The 16,000-nt window shown below is 54.7% G+C and carries 13 protein-coding genes and 1 tRNA gene; 8 read left to right on the forward strand and 6 right to left on the reverse strand.

The features are described 5' to 3' along the window. Positions 1-5: 5 nt before the first annotated feature. Positions 6-1,382, reverse strand: coding sequence for an envelope stress sensor histidine kinase CpxA (gene cpxA, locus V8L73_RS01300; RefSeq protein ID WP_036023481.1), 1,377 nt, complete (start codon positions 1,380-1,382; stop codon positions 6-8). Beyond that, complete coding sequence (cpxR, locus tag V8L73_RS01305; protein WP_027273607.1) at positions 1,382-2,080, reverse strand: envelope stress response regulator transcription factor CpxR; 699 nt, start codon at positions 2,078-2,080, stop codon at positions 1,382-1,384. The genes cpxA and cpxR overlap by 1 nt, the downstream gene beginning before the upstream one ends. 146 nt (positions 2,081-2,226) lie before the next feature. Between cpxR and cpxP the strand changes: the two genes are divergently transcribed. From cpxP to pfkA, 3 genes are all read left to right on the forward strand, one after another. Continuing rightward, positions 2,227-2,754 (forward strand): cell-envelope stress modulator CpxP, encoded by a 528-nt coding sequence (cpxP, locus tag V8L73_RS01310; RefSeq protein WP_347253946.1) that lies wholly within the window; start codon positions 2,227-2,229, stop codon positions 2,752-2,754. A 158-nt stretch (positions 2,755-2,912) separates the two neighbouring features. Beyond that, the gene (gene fieF, locus V8L73_RS01315) at positions 2,913-3,815 is read left to right on the forward strand and encodes a CDF family cation-efflux transporter FieF (protein ID WP_027273605.1); all 903 of its coding nucleotides are present in this window, start codon (positions 2,913-2,915) and stop codon (positions 3,813-3,815) included. A gap of 307 nt (positions 3,816-4,122) precedes the next feature. Next, positions 4,123-5,085: a 6-phosphofructokinase gene (pfkA, locus tag V8L73_RS01320; protein WP_261831777.1), complete on the forward strand. Its 963-nt coding sequence runs from the start codon at positions 4,123-4,125 to the stop codon at positions 5,083-5,085. 69 nt (positions 5,086-5,154) lie between these two features. Here the strand turns inward: pfkA and tpiA are convergent, their stop codons facing one another. The 3 genes from tpiA to fpr all read right to left on the reverse strand — a co-directional run bounded on the left by tpiA (position 5,155) and on the right by fpr (position 7,513). Further along, positions 5,155-5,925 carry a triose-phosphate isomerase gene (tpiA, locus tag V8L73_RS01325; RefSeq protein ID WP_027273603.1) on the reverse strand — a complete coding sequence of 257 codons (771 nt, stop codon included), beginning with the start codon at positions 5,923-5,925 and terminating at the stop codon, positions 5,155-5,157. Positions 5,926-6,084: 159 nt separating this feature from the next. After that, complete coding sequence (locus V8L73_RS01330; RefSeq protein ID WP_347253947.1) at positions 6,085-6,735, reverse strand: DUF1454 family protein; 651 nt, start codon at positions 6,733-6,735, stop codon at positions 6,085-6,087. A 31-nt stretch (positions 6,736-6,766) separates the two neighbouring features. Then, positions 6,767-7,513, reverse strand: a complete 747-nt coding sequence (fpr, locus tag V8L73_RS01335; RefSeq protein ID WP_347253948.1) for a ferredoxin--NADP(+) reductase — start codon at positions 7,511-7,513, stop codon at positions 6,767-6,769. A gap of 233 nt (positions 7,514-7,746) precedes the next feature. Between fpr and V8L73_RS01340 the strand changes: the two genes are divergently transcribed. Next, positions 7,747-7,823 (forward strand) — tRNA-Pro (locus V8L73_RS01340). 84 nt (positions 7,824-7,907) lie between these two features. Here V8L73_RS01340 and bcsG read toward each other — a convergent pair. Then, positions 7,908-9,578, reverse strand: a complete 1,671-nt coding sequence (gene bcsG / locus V8L73_RS01345; protein ID WP_051155583.1) for a cellulose biosynthesis protein BcsG — start codon at positions 9,576-9,578, stop codon at positions 7,908-7,910. Between the two features lie 487 nt (positions 9,579-10,065). On the opposite strand from bcsG, the gene bcsR reads away from it, so the two are divergent. From bcsR to bcsB, 4 genes are read left to right on the forward strand one after another with little or no spacing between them, the layout of a single operon-like run. Further along, positions 10,066-10,293, forward strand: coding sequence for a cellulose biosynthesis protein BcsR (bcsR, locus tag V8L73_RS01350; protein ID WP_261831773.1), 228 nt, complete (start codon positions 10,066-10,068; stop codon positions 10,291-10,293). Continuing rightward, complete coding sequence (bcsQ, locus tag V8L73_RS01355) at positions 10,290-11,030, forward strand: cellulose biosynthesis protein BcsQ (RefSeq protein ID WP_347253949.1); 741 nt, start codon at positions 10,290-10,292, stop codon at positions 11,028-11,030. Before bcsR ends, bcsQ begins: the two co-directional genes overlap by 4 nt. A gap of 11 nt (positions 11,031-11,041) precedes the next feature. Continuing rightward, on the forward strand, positions 11,042-13,654 hold the full coding sequence (bcsA, locus tag V8L73_RS01360; RefSeq protein ID WP_422655632.1) for a UDP-forming cellulose synthase catalytic subunit: 2,613 nt from the start codon (positions 11,042-11,044) through the stop codon (positions 13,652-13,654). Continuing rightward, positions 13,651-15,996 (forward strand): cellulose biosynthesis cyclic di-GMP-binding regulatory protein BcsB, encoded by a 2,346-nt coding sequence (gene bcsB, locus V8L73_RS01365; RefSeq protein ID WP_347253951.1) that lies wholly within the window; start codon positions 13,651-13,653, stop codon positions 15,994-15,996. The genes bcsA and bcsB overlap by 4 nt, the downstream gene beginning before the upstream one ends. Positions 15,997-16,000: the final 4 nt, after the last annotated feature.

Genomic DNA, 16,000 nt, shown 5'->3' on the forward strand with positions numbered 1-16,000 from the left:
GTATCTTAACGTACGTAGACCGGCAGCCAAATCGTCAGGCGCAGACCGCCCAGCGGGCTTTTGTCAGCCTTAGCCCAGCCACCGTGCTGGTTGATGGCGGATTCTACTATAGCAAGCCCCAGACCGGAGCCGCCGGAGTTGCGGTCTCGCGCTTCGTCGGTGCGGTAGAAGGGGCGGAAAATCTGCTCGCGATCTTCTTCAGCTACGCCAGGGCCGTCATCGTCTACGTTGATTTCGATGCCTTTATCGTCGCTGTGAAATGAGACGACGATGTGGTTATGGCAGTAGCGAAACGCGTTTCGAATGACGTTTTCCAGCGCGCTGTCAAGGGCTGCGCGATTGCCGAAGATAGGCCAAGGACCTGGAGGAACGGCGATTTCAAGCTTTTTCCCGGTGTTTTCAGCCTCAAACTTGGCGTTGTCCAGCACGTCGGCCCAGAGTTCGTCAGCCATCATGCGCTCTCTGGATATTTCGCTTTTGTACTGATTGCGCGACAGGGCAAGCAGGTGGTTAATCATGTGGTCCAGCCGCTGGGCTTCGGTCTCGATTCTGAGCAGCTCTTTTGACTCGCCGTGGCGTCGGCGCATGAGCGCAGTAGCCAACTGAAGGCGGGTTAGCGGCGTGCGCAGTTCGTGGGAAATATCGGAAATCAGCCTCTGCTGGGCTTTAACCATGCGGTCCAGGCCTGAAACCATCTGGTTAAAGCTGGCCCCGGCGGCGCGGAACTCCAGCGGGCCGAACTCAAGCTCGGGGGATTCTTTAAGGTTGCCTCTCGCTACTTCATCTGCCGCTCGCTTAAGCTTACGCGCGGGCTTGGCCAGGCTCCACGCCAGCCAGAGAAGCAGCGGAATGCTGATGACCATCGTTACCGCCAGCAGCATCAGCGGGCGGTCAAACAGCAGGTTGATAAAGTCGGACTGGGCGCTGTTTGCCGGGCGCACCAGATACAGCTGATAGTGCTCTTCCCTATCCCGTACTGAAAAAGGGCCAACCATTTCCGTCAGGCCGTACTTTTTCTTCATAGGGTAGTCGGAGTTATCGGCTTGGCCGATAAAGTTACGCACCATCTGCATTTCATTACGTTTCAGAACGCCGACGATGCGGCCCTCAGTCGTGACCAGCAGCATTCGCTGGCCGGGAGGCGACCATTTTTCAATGGCCTGCAACAGCCTGCGCCACCACATCAAATCGCTGTTTGGCGTACTGGCCAGCTCCGCTTCCACGTGCTGCTCCAGCATGGTCCCCTGGCGACGTTCGCTGTCGAGAACGGGCGCCAGCTGGCGAGAGTCAAGCTTGGGCACCATCAGAACGACCATCATCACCAGCGTCAGCGTCAGCCAGAAAATGGCAAAGATGCGGGTTGTCAGGCTGTTAAAGGTCATCATGTTGCGGTCACCATTAAATATCCGCGGCCGCGTAGCGTTTTAAACCAGGGAAGTCCGTCGTGGCGATCGGGCAGCTTACGGCGAAGGTTGGATATATGCATATCAATGGCGCGATCAAACGGCGTCAGGCGTTTCCCCAGCACTTCCTGGCTCAAATATTCACGGGAGACAACCTGCCCCAGGCGTTGGGCCAACAGGTACAGCAGCGTAAATTCGGTGCCGGTCAGCTCCAGCGTCTGCCCGTCAAAGCTGGCTTCCTGACGCCCTGGATTGAGGCGCAGTCGGTCAACCTGCAGCGTATTGCTGCCGGTCTCGGGTTCCTGCTGCTGCTCCGTCCAGTTTGAACGGCGAAGAATGGCGCGAATTCGGGCGATAAGTTCGCGATCGTTAAACGGCTTGGGCAAATAGTCGTCTGCGCCGAGCTCCAGGCCGAGCACGCGATCCAGCTCGCTGCCACGAGCGGTCAGCATAATGACCGGCGTCTGATAGTTTTGGCGCAGTTCTTTAAGGGTATCGATACCGTTTTTCTTCGGCATCATGATGTCTAACAATAGAAGATCGATGGAGTTATCCAGCATGTTTATTGCCTGTTCGCCATCATAAGCAACAACAACTTCGAATCCTTCCAGTTCGAGTAGTTCTTCTAGTAGTGAAGTGATTTCACGATCGTCATCAACAAGCAATATTTTACTCATAGCGTTTCCTCCGAAAGCAAAATTACTTGAATAGGTAGCGTTATTCCATGACTTTACACACATTTACATGCGCTGACGCTAGTTTTCATCCGCGAAAGTACACTGTTTTACATCGGTTCGATACGATGATGTTTGTGGAGACGATGATGCATAAAGTGAACGTATTAATTATGGCATCAATGCTGGCTCTGAGTACATCCAGCGCGTTAGCCGCAGATACAGAAAGCGCAGAACCAACGGAGTGTTCGCAACCGGGCGTTACCGCCATACAGGCTTCGGTCGTCGGGAGCGATGTGTTAAGAGACCGCGTCATGCAACAGCGTGGGATGTTTGAAGGATTAGAGCTTTCAGCAAAGCAGCGTCAGCAGATGCGAGACCTGATAAGGCAGAACTATCACGACGTGATGCCGAAAATGTATCTGGACAACGTTGAAGCGATGCACTCGCTGATTATCTCAGACAGCTTTGATGAGGCAGCCGCTTTCAGACAGGCCGAATTGATTGCACAGGCTCAGGTTGAAAAGCAGGTTGCGTTAGCGAAGGTAAGCCACCAGTTTTATAGCCTGTTGACGCCGGAACAGAAGGTCGTGTTTAACCAAAAGCACGCCGAGAAAGTTGCCAGGCTTCAGCAGAAGTTAGACCAATTGCGGAAGTATGAAGATTCCCAACCCTAGTAGTGTATGTAGTCGTATGTAGTTCCTATGATGTATGTTTTTCCTTGCCTTAGACACCATCCATGTCTTCCCCGCGTAACAGCGGGGTTTTTTTTGTCTGAAAAATGCTAACTGACTATACTAGCGGTTTAAATCGGCCTTAAATGAGGAAGTTTGGCGTGAGCGAGCAGTATGGGCACTGGGTTAAAAGGGCAGCGGCTTTAGCGACGGCGACGGCGTCTTTGCTGCTGTTGATAAAGGTGATTGCCTGGTGGATCAGCGGCTCTGTCAGCCTGTTGGCCGGTCTGGTGGATTCGCTGGTGGATATTGCCGCGTCGCTGACCAACCTGTTTGTGATTCGCTATGCGCTGCAGCCGGCCGACGAACAGCATACCTTTGGTCACGGTAAGGCTGAATCCTTGGCCGCTCTGGCGCAAAGCATGTTCATTAGCGGTTCGGCCATTTTTCTGTTTCTGACCGGTTTCCAACACCTTTTAAACCCGCAGCCTCTCAAGGCAGCCGGCGTGGGCATTCTGGTAACGGTAGCTTCGCTCTTCTGTACGATGTGTCTGGTGCTGTTTCAGCGTTGGGTGGTCAAGAAAACACAGAGCCTGGCGATTAAGGCGGACATGCTGCACTACAAGTCCGATATTTTTATGAATGCGGCGATCCTTGCGGCCCTGGGGCTAAGCGCCTATGGTTTTATCATGGCCGACGCCATCTTCGCGCTGGCTATCGGTGGATATATTTTGTACAGCGCGCTGCGAATGGCTTATGATGCGGTTCAGACGCTGCTCGATCGCGCTTTGCCCGACGGCGAGCGCGAAGAGATTATGAAGATCGTGCTCTCCTGGCCGGGAATTATTGGCGCTCACGATCTAAGGACCCGCCAGTCCGGGCCGACGCGTTTTATTCAGCTACACGTCGAAATGGACGACGATCTTCCCTTATTGGAAGCGCACCATATTGCAGACAGGGTTGAGCAAGACCTGCGCCGACGCTTTCCCGATTCGGAAGTGATCATCCACCAAGATCCTCATTCCGTAGTGCCTCCTGACCAAAGTGGAAGATTCCAGATCTGAGGCGGAGCAGAGTCGATGAGAAACTATTTTCGCGTAGCGAAAAAATAGTTGTTTTATTGCTGTAAATCGTTACGCTTTTTAGCTTAAACTGAATCAATTCAGCCAATCCGCTTTGCTATACTGATACACAGTACGCGTCGGTTGGCTGACCGTACGTTTAACGTACTCTGGTCAAAGCGGGTTACCCTACGCTTTCCCGCCGACGGCCTGTTATCGTAGGGCCGGTTCTGCCAGCTTTACCGTTATGTCTGACGTGGCTTGTCGTAAAACGATATCTCAAAATAACATCTTCAGTTCAGAGGTAGTCATGATCAAAAGAATTGGCGTTTTAACGAGCGGGGGCGATGCTCCGGGGATGAATGCGGCTATTCGAGGCGTCGTTCGCTCGGCATTATCCCAAGGACTGGAAGTCTTCGGCATTTATGATGGCTATCAGGGGCTGTGTGAAGACCGCATGGAGCGGCTGGATCGCTATAGCGTCTCCGACGTTATTAACCGCGGCGGCACGTTTTTAGGTTCGGTGCGCTATCCGGAGTTTAAAGACCCTGCGGTGCGGGAAAAGGGCATAAACAACCTGAAAAACCGTGGAATAGATGCGCTTGTCGTTATCGGTGGAGATGGTTCTTATATGGGCGCCAAGCTGTTGACCGAACGCGGCATTGCCTGCATCGGCCTGCCGGGAACGATTGATAACGACGTTGCCGGTACTGACTACACCATCGGCTTCTTTACCGCCCTGCAAACCGTGGTTGAGGCCATTGACCGTCTGCGCGATACCTCTTCATCTCACCAACGCATTTCCATCGTAGAAGTCATGGGGCGACACTGCGGCGATCTGACGATGGCGGCGGCTATCGCCGGCGGCTGTGAGTTTATCGTCCTGCCTGAGATCGAGTTTAAGCCAGATGATTTGGTGGAAGAGATCATGGCGGGCATCAGCAAGGGCAAGAAGCACGCAATTGTGGCCATTACCGAGCACGTATGCGACATCGATGAGCTGGCGAAATACATTCAGGAAAAAACCCATCGCGATACGCGGGCGACGGTGCTGGGCCACATCCAGCGCGGCGGTTCTCCGGTTGCCTATGACCGAATTTTGGCCTCACGCATGGGGGCTTATGCTATTGACCTGCTGCTTCAGGGATATGGCGGTCGCTGCGTCGGCATTCAGAACGAAAAGATGGTGCATCACGACATCATCGACGCGATTGAGAATATGAAGCGTCCGTTTAAGAGCGACTGGTTGAAGACGGCAAAAGAGCTGTACTAACTTAGGCCGCGTGCCCAATAAAAACGCCCGACGCTAGCTGCGCCGGGCGTTTTTATTTATCTCTCTATCTTACTTCGCTTTTTTCGCTTCAGCAGCGGCTTTTACGATAGTTGCGAACGCGTCGGCCTTCAGCGATGCACCGCCAACCAGCGCGCCGTCGATGTCCGGCTGGGAGAACAGCTCGGCCGCGTTAGCCGCATTGACGGAACCGCCGTACTGAATGATAAGGCCGGCGGCGACCTGCGCGTCGTGCTTAGCGACGTGATCGCGGATAAACTTGTGCACCGCCTGCGCTTGGGCCGGGGTGGCGGACTTGCCGGTACCGATAGCCCATACGGGTTCATAGGCGATAACGGTGCCTTCCATCGCTTTAGCGCCCAGCGTCTTTAATACGGCGTCAATCTGCCTGGCGCATACGGCTTCCGTTTGGCCAGCTTCGTTTTCTGCTTCGGTTTCACCGATGCACAGAACGGGGATCAGGCCGGCCTCTTTCAGAATGGCGAATTTTTCAGCGATAACTTCATCGCTCTCTTTATGATAAGTGCGGCGCTCGGAGTGGCCGATGATGATATATTTGGCGCCAATGTCTTTAAGCATGTTGGCAGAGGTTTCGCCGGTAAACGCGCCGGACAGGTTAACGTCAACGTTTTGCGCACCCAAGGCGATGCGGCTACCGGCAAGCTCGTGCTTCGCCTGGTCCAGATAAATAAACGGCGGTGCAATAGCGACGCCACAGCCGTCTACGCTACTCAGTTCCTGACGAAGACCCGCTATCAACTCATTGACCATATGTCTGCTGCCGTTGAGTTTCCAGTTTCCCATAACTAGTGGATGACGCATATTTTTTCTCCAATCGTGTTTTATGGTGATAGCTTTGATAGTCGCGGCGCAGTTTCAGTACGAACGCAGCCGCGCTGGCGTGTTTCATAGTATAGAGTGACTCAATACAGAAGGCTTGGTTTTTTGTCCCACTCTGTGAGCCATTTGGGTTTTACCGCGCTACTTGTCAGATAGCGACAGCTTAATCGGTTCAAGTGCGAATGTTATACCCTTTTCACCGCGATCCGCTATTACAAAACGGAGTGTGCCTTCCGTTTGTTGATAAAACGGCTCTCCTTTACCCCTTTTCAGCAGCTCAATGGCCTTTTGGCGGCAGGATTGCCGGGTTTGGGTGGGCTCAAACAGCAGTATGAAGGCGGCCATGTAGTTCGTCATCAGCTCGGCGGCGGCCTTTTCTCGCTTGGCCGCGCTTTCGGCCGTCTCCGGCACGGAGAGCGCCGTTGCTGCAGGCAGATAGGTTAACTGCAGGCTTTTTATTTGGCGCTGGCTCTTTTCCAGCGCCACGGAAGAGTAGAGCGTCGTGTTGATGCGGCTTGCGGCGCGAACGATCGGCGATTTATCTTCCTGCTGTTTAATGATTTTGTATTCCGCCAGCGTGAGGCCGGGGTTTGCAGCGTTAAACTTGTCTCTGAACTGTTGAATCGTCAGGTTGAACGCGGGGGCTTCTTCTCTCAGGTAAGGCGCAACGGCAGGCTCGGACTGGCCTACGCCGAGTGCGGGCGCGGGTTTCTCTTCGCCGTGAGCGAATGCTATCGCTGCGAACGTCATCGTGAAGGCCAGAAGGCACATTGTTCCTGTTTTTTTCAACATGTCATGTTCCTGAGAATGCGTGCGCCGACGGCTACCAGTACTGTTCGCTGGTGATATGCCCCGGCTTACGGCGCAGGTGCTTTGCCATTCCGCGCTGCTGTTTAAGCAGCTGTTGAGTGTCCTTGGTCATTTCCGGATTACCGCACAGCATAACGTGGCCGCTTTCAGGGCTAATCTTCAGGCCGACGCTCTCCTCCAGCTCGCCGCTCTCGATAAGCGCGGGAATTCGCCCGTGCAGCGAGCCTTCCGCGCGTTCGCGGCTGACGACGGTCTGAATACGCAGCTTTCCCTGATAGCGTTTTTCCAGTTCGCGCATGAGCGGCAGGTAGCTGAGATCCCGCTGATAACGAACGGCGTGCACCAGTACGATATTGTTAAAGCGCTCCAGGTCCTGGCCCAGCTGCAGGATGGAGAGGAACGGGCCAATGGCGGTACCGGTAGACAGCATCCACAGCGTATCGGCACAGGGAACCTCTTCCAATACGAAGAAGCCGGCGGCGTCCGTCGTAACCAGTACGTCGTCGCCTTCTTTCAGGGCGCGTAGCTTGGGGCTTAGCCTGCCCTCGGGGACGGTAACCAGATAAAACTCAAGCTCGGGGTTGGTCGGGGAGTTCACGTAGGAGTAAGCGCGCTGCACGCGTTCGCCTTCAACATCCAAAGCCAGCTTGGCAAACTGCCCCGCGGTAAAGCTGTGAACGGGGGCATTAATTTTTAGGCTAAATAAACTTTCTGTCCAGTTATCGATCTTAACCACTTTGCCCGTAACCCAATCCGCCATGAATATTTCCTCACCGGTGTTGCTGCCTTCGCAGAAAAAAGGGAAGGCGTGACTTTACGATATTTCTGGGATGTATCCGCCGCTGCGAGTAACGGTAGAACGCCGCTTAGGATATCACTTATTTTCATTGACCTTGAGCGATTTCAGGAGTTACTTCTTAACCAAACGGCTATTTTCATATGGATAAGGCATTGACGAAAGGTGAAAGCAGCAGTAACATGCGGCCAGCTTAACGGCGAGTAGCGCAGCCTGGTAGCGCAACACGTTCGGGACGTGTGGGTCGGAGGTTCAAATCCTCTCTCGCCGACCAAATTAAAAATCCCCGGTGTACTCTGTACGCCGGGGATTTTGTTTTTTGAATGATTTCGCGTTTGTGTATAGAGGCTTTCGCTCATCACTGTGGATAAGGGGTCCAGCTGGCGCCCTTGAGGCGGATGTAGAACTTATCCTGATACTTCATCACGACGGTGTTGGAGGTTTCCGATACCGCCGGCGTCTGCGGCAGGTTCGCCGTCAGGGCCTGCCAGTCAATCTGCTCGGCGTTGAACAGCTTGCCGTCCAGCGTTCTGTTTACCAGTTCGGAAATGGCCAGATAGCTGCTCGGTTGCGTTATATGAAGCGGCTGAACCGTCGTCGCCTTATCGCCTATCAGGCGGACGCCTGCCGGAACGTGAGTGATGCTTGGGCTTGGAATATCGCGCAGGCCTGAAACTTGCATTTTATCTCCAACCAGCGCCGCTCCATGCTCAGGAACGATAACGACCATGATTTTCCTGCCGGACTTGTCCAGCTCATCAAGAAACTCATCGAGGTCGTCAAACAGATCCTGCAGACGCTTTTTGTACTCTACTGGCTTGTTAGTGGCGCTACTGCGGTTGCCGTCGTGCAGCTCAATCGTGTTATAGAACGTGGCCGTTCGTTCGGAGGCATCTTTCTGGCGCGCGTCCAGCCACGACTTCAGCATGCCGAGATCCCGGTACAGCGGTTCACCGTCGAAGGAAACCAGCTCAGGCTTGACGTTCCCCGGCGGCAGCGGCTGTGCCTGAATTCCCGCATAGTCGCGCAGTTCCTGCAGGTAGTTGCCGAACTTGCCTGAGTGGTCCATAACCAGCGCATTTTTAAACCCTAGCTGTTCGAGGTTATTGAACAGATAGCACTGTCTGTCCGCCGCACTGTAAAGGGCGGTATGGGTTGTCTGTCCGCAGCTGGCGCGAGCAAGGCGAATGGCTGCGGGGCCGCTGTAAGAGGTGGCCGAGTTGAAGTCGTCAAAGACGATGTTCATCTTTTTCCACAGCGGATGTTCCGTCAGGCCAGCGGCCTGCATGTCCGACCATGAAAGGGAGCAGACGTTGACGATCAGCAGGTCAAACGGCACCGCGTCAGCCGGTAATGCGCTTGGAAATGAGGTACGCAGTCCCTTTTGCTGTTGGATAAAGCCGTCATAGTAGGCCGACAGGTTTTGTTCGGTCGGCGGTCCGGCGGCATCCGGCGCGCTCCCCTTGCCGTCTGCTGCTGGCGGCTGTGCGCCCTCCGTCGCAGTAACGTTCTGAGCTGTCGTTGCCGACGGTAGAAGGGAAACGGCCGGGCCGTCCAGCGTGATGACGTTGAGCCAGACGAGCGCCGCAACGATGAACGGCGTAAAGCGGATCCATTGAGAGGTAAACAGGTAGCCAACCCACAGGGCAAATGCGGCGCCTACCCAGCTCCAGTTGATGAAGCGCTGTAGGAACTCCAGCACATAGCTCAGGCTCATGCTGGTTGCCTGGCCGCGCAGGCTGATGATGCTGTCGAGGCTGGGCAGCCAGGTATCGTAATAAAACAGCGCCAGGCCTACCGGGATGGCGATAAGATTGCGCAGCGTTCGGATTTTTCCTGCGGGAAGAGGGAAAAGTACGGCGGCGACGAAGACCAGATTGGCCAGCGGATGAAAGTTGAGATAGCCGCCCCAGAGCAGGGCGAATTTGATCAGGAAGTAGTAGTTCCATCCGCGAAGGCCCTGCCAGTTTTTCCACACGCTGCCCTCTGTCGCTGCGGGCAATGGGGAAATGTTTTCATTTTTCGTCATATTAATTCTAGTTATCCACAGTAACCGTTTTTATTTTCGCCATACTTTGCCGTTCAGCCTCCCGCGTTTATCGTTTATTCCTTAGGAGTTTTCCTTTTCGGGGCTGGCATTTCACCATTAGAGCGCTTGAAAGTATATGTCGATTAATTTCGCTGTATTTAAATAATAGCCTGCGCGCCGTTGGCGGTTAGGTAAACCACAAAATAAATGTCAGATTATGAAAAGTGTACAGAAATAATGCCTATATCATTTCTGACGATATGTACTTTAATCCCTTATTCCATTTTTTGTTCATAAGACATCTGTTATTATGCTAGCACAGCTTGACATTTAGATACCTTTATTTAATTGGGGTTTTACCTGAGCCATTCGTTATTGCACGAAGCGAAAACGTATTTGTCTTAGGGGGTTACGTTTTACCCGTTAAAAGCAAAATTCTTGTTATCGTCTACACTGAATAAAGTGGCTTAACCGATCGAGTTATAAAATGAGTGACGAAATAACTGACGCTGGCGAGGGGCAACAGCAGGGACGGAATCAGACGCAGGGACTCAATGCTTCGAATGGCGATCGTAGCGATATTGTGGCCGTAGCTAAAGCCTATCACCTTTCTTCCGTTGACTATCAGGACTTCTCGGGAAGTCACGCTCTGGCTGCGGCGCGCTCTCGCTGGCCTCTGCTGGCCGAACTGCACGATAAGAAGGTTGAAGCATGACCAGAATCGCCGTGATTGACGGCGTTCGAGGGGGATGCGGGGCGACGTCCGTTTGCGCTTCTCTTGCATGGGCGCTTGCTCAGCGAGGGAAGTCCGTTTTAGCGCTGGATTTTAGTGTGTCCAATCTGTTGCGACTTTATTTTAATCATTCCTGGGAAGATAAAGACGGTTGGGCATTGATGCTTATTCGCACCATGTCGGTAACGCCTATAAACTACGCTTTAAAAATAGACTATTTGCCTTTCGGTTTATTAAACGAAGGACAAGAAGCAGAATTAAAAAAGAGACTAACTGTTCAAAATAGCGGTGACGATAATAATAAACAAAAAGCGTTGTATTTTCTGAATGAATCACACTATGACTGGGTGGTTATTGACGCTTCTTCAACCCCTTCATGGTTGAAACAATGGGCTAATTCGCTGGCGGATTTTTCTATTTCTTTGCTTAATCCGGATCCGGCCTGTTACCTGTTGGCGAAGCAAAATGCGCCACGGCGAAACGGTTTTTTTCTTATAAATCGGTTTTCTCCCTCGTTTGAGCTCCAACAGGACATTTGTCGCCTTTGGCGAAGCGAATTGGCGAATTTGATTCCCATCGCGCTTCACGCCGATGAGGCGTTGCCCGAAGCGCTGGCGGTAAAAAAACCGTTAGGGGAGTACCAGCCGGGCAGCATGGTTGCACACGACGCCGATGAGCTAAGCGAATGGTGCCTGACGTTTGGCGGCTGGGAGCGTTAGCGATGCGTCCTTTGAAAGCCGTAGCCAGCATCATAATTCCTTCCGGGCCTTTGAAAGCGATAGCGGCGCGTTACAGCGCTTATCGCCAGTGTGGAAGCTGGCCGCTGACCGCGCTGCTGTACTGCGTTGGCTATGTTGCTGTGTGGAGCGTCCTTTGTCTTGAGTCGCCAGCCTGGCGACAGGTGAGGGAGAGCCGTGAAGCCTGGTTTCCCCAGGTGTCAGCGAAGAGGCCGCGCGCTGCCGACGTTATTCGCTACGTGGTGCAGGGGGCTTGGCTGGTCACCGTGCGGCAGGAAAAGTCTCCTTCGCTTTTAACGCTGCGCCGCTGGAGTCGGAGCCTGCGAACGTGGTGCCATGGCCGATATCATCAGGCGACCCAGTGGCTTCATCACCTGCCGGATCTGGCGCAAAAAGGAAAGTGGGAATCCCGTTCTGAAGAACGGCTGAGGTCTTTGCATCCGACGCTGCGCAAGGTTGTTTTTATCTTTTTCAGCCTGTTGGCCGCCGTTTTAGCCATTATTTGCGTTTCCCAACCGTTCGATTTGTTCGCGCAGTTCATTTTCGTTCTGCTGCTGTGGGGGATTGCGATGGTGATGCGCCGCATCCCGGGCCGCTTTGCCTCTCTGATGCTAATCGTACTTTCCCTTACGGTTTCCTCCCGCTATATCTGGTGGCGATATACTTCGACGCTAAACTGGGATGACCCGGTCAGCCTGATGTGCGGCCTGCTTTTGCTGATGGCGGAAACCTACGCCTGGGTTGTGCTGGTGCTTGGGTTTTTCCAAACCATTTGGCCGCTTCACCGCAAGCCCGTACCGCTGCCGCAGGACGTTTCCCTGTGGCCGAGCGTAGACATCATGGTGCCCACCTACAACGAGGGCCTGAACGTGGTGAAACCGACCATCTACGCTGCGCTTGGCGTTGACTGGCCGGAAGACCGAAGAACCATTTACATTCTGGACGACGGCAACCGGCCGGAGTTCCGGGCGTTCGCCGAAGAAGTCGGCGTTGAGTATATTGCACGGCCGACCCACGAGCACGCCAAGGCCGGCAACATCAACCATGCGCTGAAGCAGGCCAAGGGCGAGTTTGTTGCTATTTTCGACTGCGACCACGTGCCGACGCGCACGTTTCTGCAGTTGACCATGGGCTGGTTTTTTAAAGACAAAAAGCTGGCGATGCTGCAGACGCCGCACCACTTTTTCTCTCCCGACCCCTTTGAACGCAATCTGGGTTCGTTTCGCCATACGCCTAACGAGGGGTCACTGTTTTATGGCCTGGTGCAAGACGGCAACGACATGTGGGACGCGACGTTTTTCTGCGGCTCCTGCGCCGTCATCAAGCGAACCGCGCTGGACGAAGTCGGCGGCATTGCGGTAGAAACGGTAACGGAAGATGCGCATACCTCTTTGCGCCTGCACCGGGCGGGCTATACGTCCGCCTATATTCGAATCCCTCTGGCGGCCGGGCTTGCCACCGAAACGCTGTCCGCCCACATCAGCCAGCGCATTCGTTGGGCGCGCGGCATGGTGCAGATTTTCCGCTTGGACAACCCGCTTTTGGGCCGGGGGCTGAAGCTAAGCCAGCGGCTTTGCTACGTTAACGCCATGCTGCACTTCCTGGCGGGGATCCCCCGGCTTATCTTTTTGACCGCGCCTCTGGCCTTCCTGTTTTTCCACGCCTACATCATTTTTGCCCCGGCTCTGGCGATAGCCCTTTACGTGCTGCCGCACATGATCCACGCCAGCCTGACCAACTCGCGGCTTCAGGGAAAGTTTCGCCACTCTTTCTGGAGTGAAATTTATGAAACGGTGCTGGCCTGGTATATCGCCCGACCAACGACGGTCGCGCTGTTTAACCCCCATAAGGGTAAATTTAACGTCACGGCAAAGGGCGGGCTGGTAGAAAACAGCTACGTAGACTGGGTCATCTCTCGCCCCTATTTTATTTTGGTCATTCTGAACGTCGTCGGGCTGATTGCCGCAGCCTGGCGCATCTACAGCGGCCCTCAAAATGAAATATCTACTGTACTGGTTAGCGCGGCGTGGGTTACCTATAACCTCATCGTTTTGGGCGGCGCCGTGGCCGTTTCGGTAGAAACGAAACAGGTTCGCCACTCCCACCGCATTCAAATCTCAATGCCCGCGGCCATCGCCAGAGAGGACGGGCGGCTGTTTCCCTGTACGCTGCGCGACTATTCCGATGCGGGCGTGGGGCTTGAAATGCTACAGCCGGATTTGGCCAGCAAAGGAGACCGGCTGACGCTTATTCTCAAGCGCGGTTCGCAGGAGTTTGCTTTCCCCTGCGAAGTGATGAGGGCATTTAATAACGTGGTGGGGGTTCAGCTCCAACTGGTCACTACTCAGCAGCACATTGACTTTATGCAGTGCACTTTCGCTCGGGCGGATACCTGGGCCCTATGGCAAAACAGCGTTCCGGAAGATAAGCCTATGAGCAGCATGCGGGACGTCATGCTGCTGGGGCTGCGTGGCTATAAGAAGATGCTGGAATACTCACCGCCTTTTCTCTATTCAATTTTGGGACGGATGGCGTCGGTTATCATTTGGTTAACCTCGTTTTTGCCCCATCGTGTTCGGCAGCCAAAAGAAGCGGCATCGATATGAAAACAGAAAAATCAACAGTAAAGCACAGTGGGTTAAAAGGGCGTCGGCGGCTATTGGGCCTGATGATGTTAAGCCTGGCGGGCGCCGTTTATGCCGACCCGGTGGGCGTGTCGACGCCTTCGCTTGAGCCATCTGGCGAAGCGATGACGGCACAGGTCGCGCCTGAGAACGCACAACCAGCCGCCCCGGTTCGCAGCGATACGCTGTCGTTTAAGGCGCTGGCTCCGGAAGGCAGTCTGGTGCTTCGCGGCGTACAGAACGCGTCGCAGATGACTTTTACGGTGCGCAGCGACGAGGTGGTTTCTCAGGCCATTTTGAATCTGGACTACACCGTGTCTCCGGCGCTTTTGCCGCTGCTGTCTCACATCAAAGTTTATCTTAACGATGAGCTGATGGGCGTGGTTGCGGTTAATCAGGAATCGCCCGGCAAGCGGGGAACGATAACGCTGCCGCTCGACGCTCGCTTTATCAGCGACTTTAACCGCCTTCGCCTGGAGCTGGTGGGGCACTATAAGGACGTCTGTGAAGATCCGACCCACAGCAGCATTTGGATCGACGTCAGCAAGGCCAGCTCGGTTGCGTTGACCTACCAGAAGTTGGACGTTAAAAACGATCTTTCTCGTTTCCCCGAGCCGTTTTACGACAGCCGCGACTTCCGGCCGTTAACGTTGCCGGTTGTGTTTGGCGCCGAGCCTGACGTCGAGCAGCAGCGGGCGGCGGCCATTCTAACGTCGTGGTTTGGCACCAAGGCGCAGTGGCGGGGGCAGAATTTCCCGGTGCTGTTTAACCAGCTGCCGGACAGCAACGCCGTGGTGTTCGCCACCAACGACAGGCGTCCCGACTTCCTGCGGGACTACCCGGCCGTTTCCGCGCCGACGGTAGAGATGATTTCCCATCCGGACAATCCCTACGTCAAGCTGCTGCTGGTGCTCGGGCGCGACGATAACGATCTGCTGCTCGCGGCTAAAGGCATCGCGCAGGGCGATCCGCTGTTTCGCGGCCAGAGCGTAACGATTGACGACGTTAAGCAGCTGGCGCCGCGCAAGCCTTACGACGCGCCGAACTGGGTTAATACCGACAGGCCGGTAAGGCTTGGTGAATTGACGTCGTATCCAGAACAGCTCAGCGTTTCCGGCGGGCGTTTATCCCCTATAGATTTGGACATGAAGCTGCCGCCCGATCTGTTTTTACTGCGCAGTCAGGGCGTAACGCTGGATCTGAAGTACCGCTATACGCCGCCGGCCTACGTCGACGACTCCCGGCTGAACGTCAGCCTGAACGGCCGCTTTTTGCAGGCTTTCCCGCTCAAACCTTATGAAAGCAAGAGCCTGCAGGTGATGCATATTCCGGTTATTCAGGGGCTTTTGAACGCGGGCGAAGAGGTGTTTATTCCTGCCTTCCAGCTTGGCGGAAACAACCGTCTGCGCTTTGACTTCGACTTTGTGTCCAACATCGGCGCCAGTACGGTCGACGTCTGTCGTACGATGACGCCGGTTAAGCATGAGGCCATTGTCGATGAGGATTCCACGGTTGATTTTTCCGGCTATCGCCACTATTTGGCTATGCCAGAGCTGAAAACGTTCGCCCAGTCCGGCTTCCCCTTTAGCCGGATGGCGGACCTTTCTGACACGCTGATTGTGATACCGGAAAAGCCAAGTGCGGCTCAGCTTTCGCTGATGCTGAACGTTCTGGGGCAAATCGGTTCTGAAGTCGGCTACCCCGCGCTGGGCGTTACGCTGACCGCCAGCCCTGACGACAAGCAGTATGCCGATAAGGACGTTTTGCTGATAGGCGCGCTGCCTTCCGCTTTCGAGCCGGAGAAAGAGGTAGAGGTTTTGATAGAGGGGGCAAAAAGCCAGCTTAATCGCCCAGAGAGAAACCGCCTGGACGTACGTTCGGTTGACATAGCCCAGAAGCCGACCGAACCGACGCCTCAGATTAATGCGGCGGTAAGCTCGGAAGGCGCCATTGGCGCCATCACCGGCTTTCAGTCGCCCTATAACGAGCAGCGCAGCGTGGTGGCGCTAATGGCCAGCGGAGACCGAGGGTTCCAGCTGCTGGACGGCGCCTGGCGGGACAGCGGCAAGCGCGCGGCGATGGCAGGCTCGGTTTCCATCGTACGCGACTCTGGCGTTAGCAGCCTTCGCGTCGGCGATACCTACTACGTCGGCTACCTGCCGTGGTGGGATAAGCTCTGGTATCGCCTGTCGAATCACCCGGTGTTGATGGCAGTTATGGCCGCGCTGAGCGTGGTGCTGATTGCGATTATGCTGTGGCGCGGCCTGCGTATTCTCAGTCGCCGTCGCCTGTCCGGCGGCGAACGGCCCGGCAATGAAAAGTAATGCG

The organism is Leminorella grimontii (genome assembly GCF_039789245.1).
GTDB classification, from domain to species: Bacteria; Pseudomonadota; Gammaproteobacteria; order Enterobacterales; family Enterobacteriaceae; genus Leminorella; species Leminorella grimontii.

Bases quoted from the DNA above. Each gene is read 5' to 3' on its own strand.
- cpxA (WP_036023481.1), bottom strand. From the start codon at position 1,382: ATGACCTTTAACAGCCTGACAACCCGCATCTTTGCCATTTTCTGGCTG.
- cpxR (WP_027273607.1), bottom strand. From the start codon at position 2,080: ATGAGTAAAATATTGCTTGTTGATGACGATCGTGAAATCACTTCACTA.
- cpxP (WP_347253946.1), top strand. From the start codon at position 2,227: ATGCATAAAGTGAACGTATTAATTATGGCATCAATGCTGGCTCTGAGT.
- pfkA (WP_261831777.1), top strand. From the start codon at position 4,123: ATGATCAAAAGAATTGGCGTTTTAACGAGCGGGGGCGATGCTCCGGGG.
- tpiA (WP_027273603.1), bottom strand. From the start codon at position 5,925: ATGCGTCATCCACTAGTTATGGGAAACTGGAAACTCAACGGCAGCAGA.
- V8L73_RS01330 (WP_347253947.1), bottom strand. From the start codon at position 6,735: ATGTTGAAAAAAACAGGAACAATGTGCCTTCTGGCCTTCACGATGACG.
- fpr (WP_347253948.1), bottom strand. From the start codon at position 7,513: ATGGCGGATTGGGTTACGGGCAAAGTGGTTAAGATCGATAACTGGACA.
- bcsG (WP_051155583.1), bottom strand. From the start codon at position 9,578: ATGACGAAAAATGAAAACATTTCCCCATTGCCCGCAGCGACAGAGGGC.
- bcsR (WP_261831773.1), top strand. From the start codon at position 10,066: ATGAGTGACGAAATAACTGACGCTGGCGAGGGGCAACAGCAGGGACGG.
- bcsQ (WP_347253949.1), top strand. From the start codon at position 10,290: ATGACCAGAATCGCCGTGATTGACGGCGTTCGAGGGGGATGCGGGGCG.
- bcsB (WP_347253951.1), top strand. From the start codon at position 13,651: ATGAAAACAGAAAAATCAACAGTAAAGCACAGTGGGTTAAAAGGGCGT.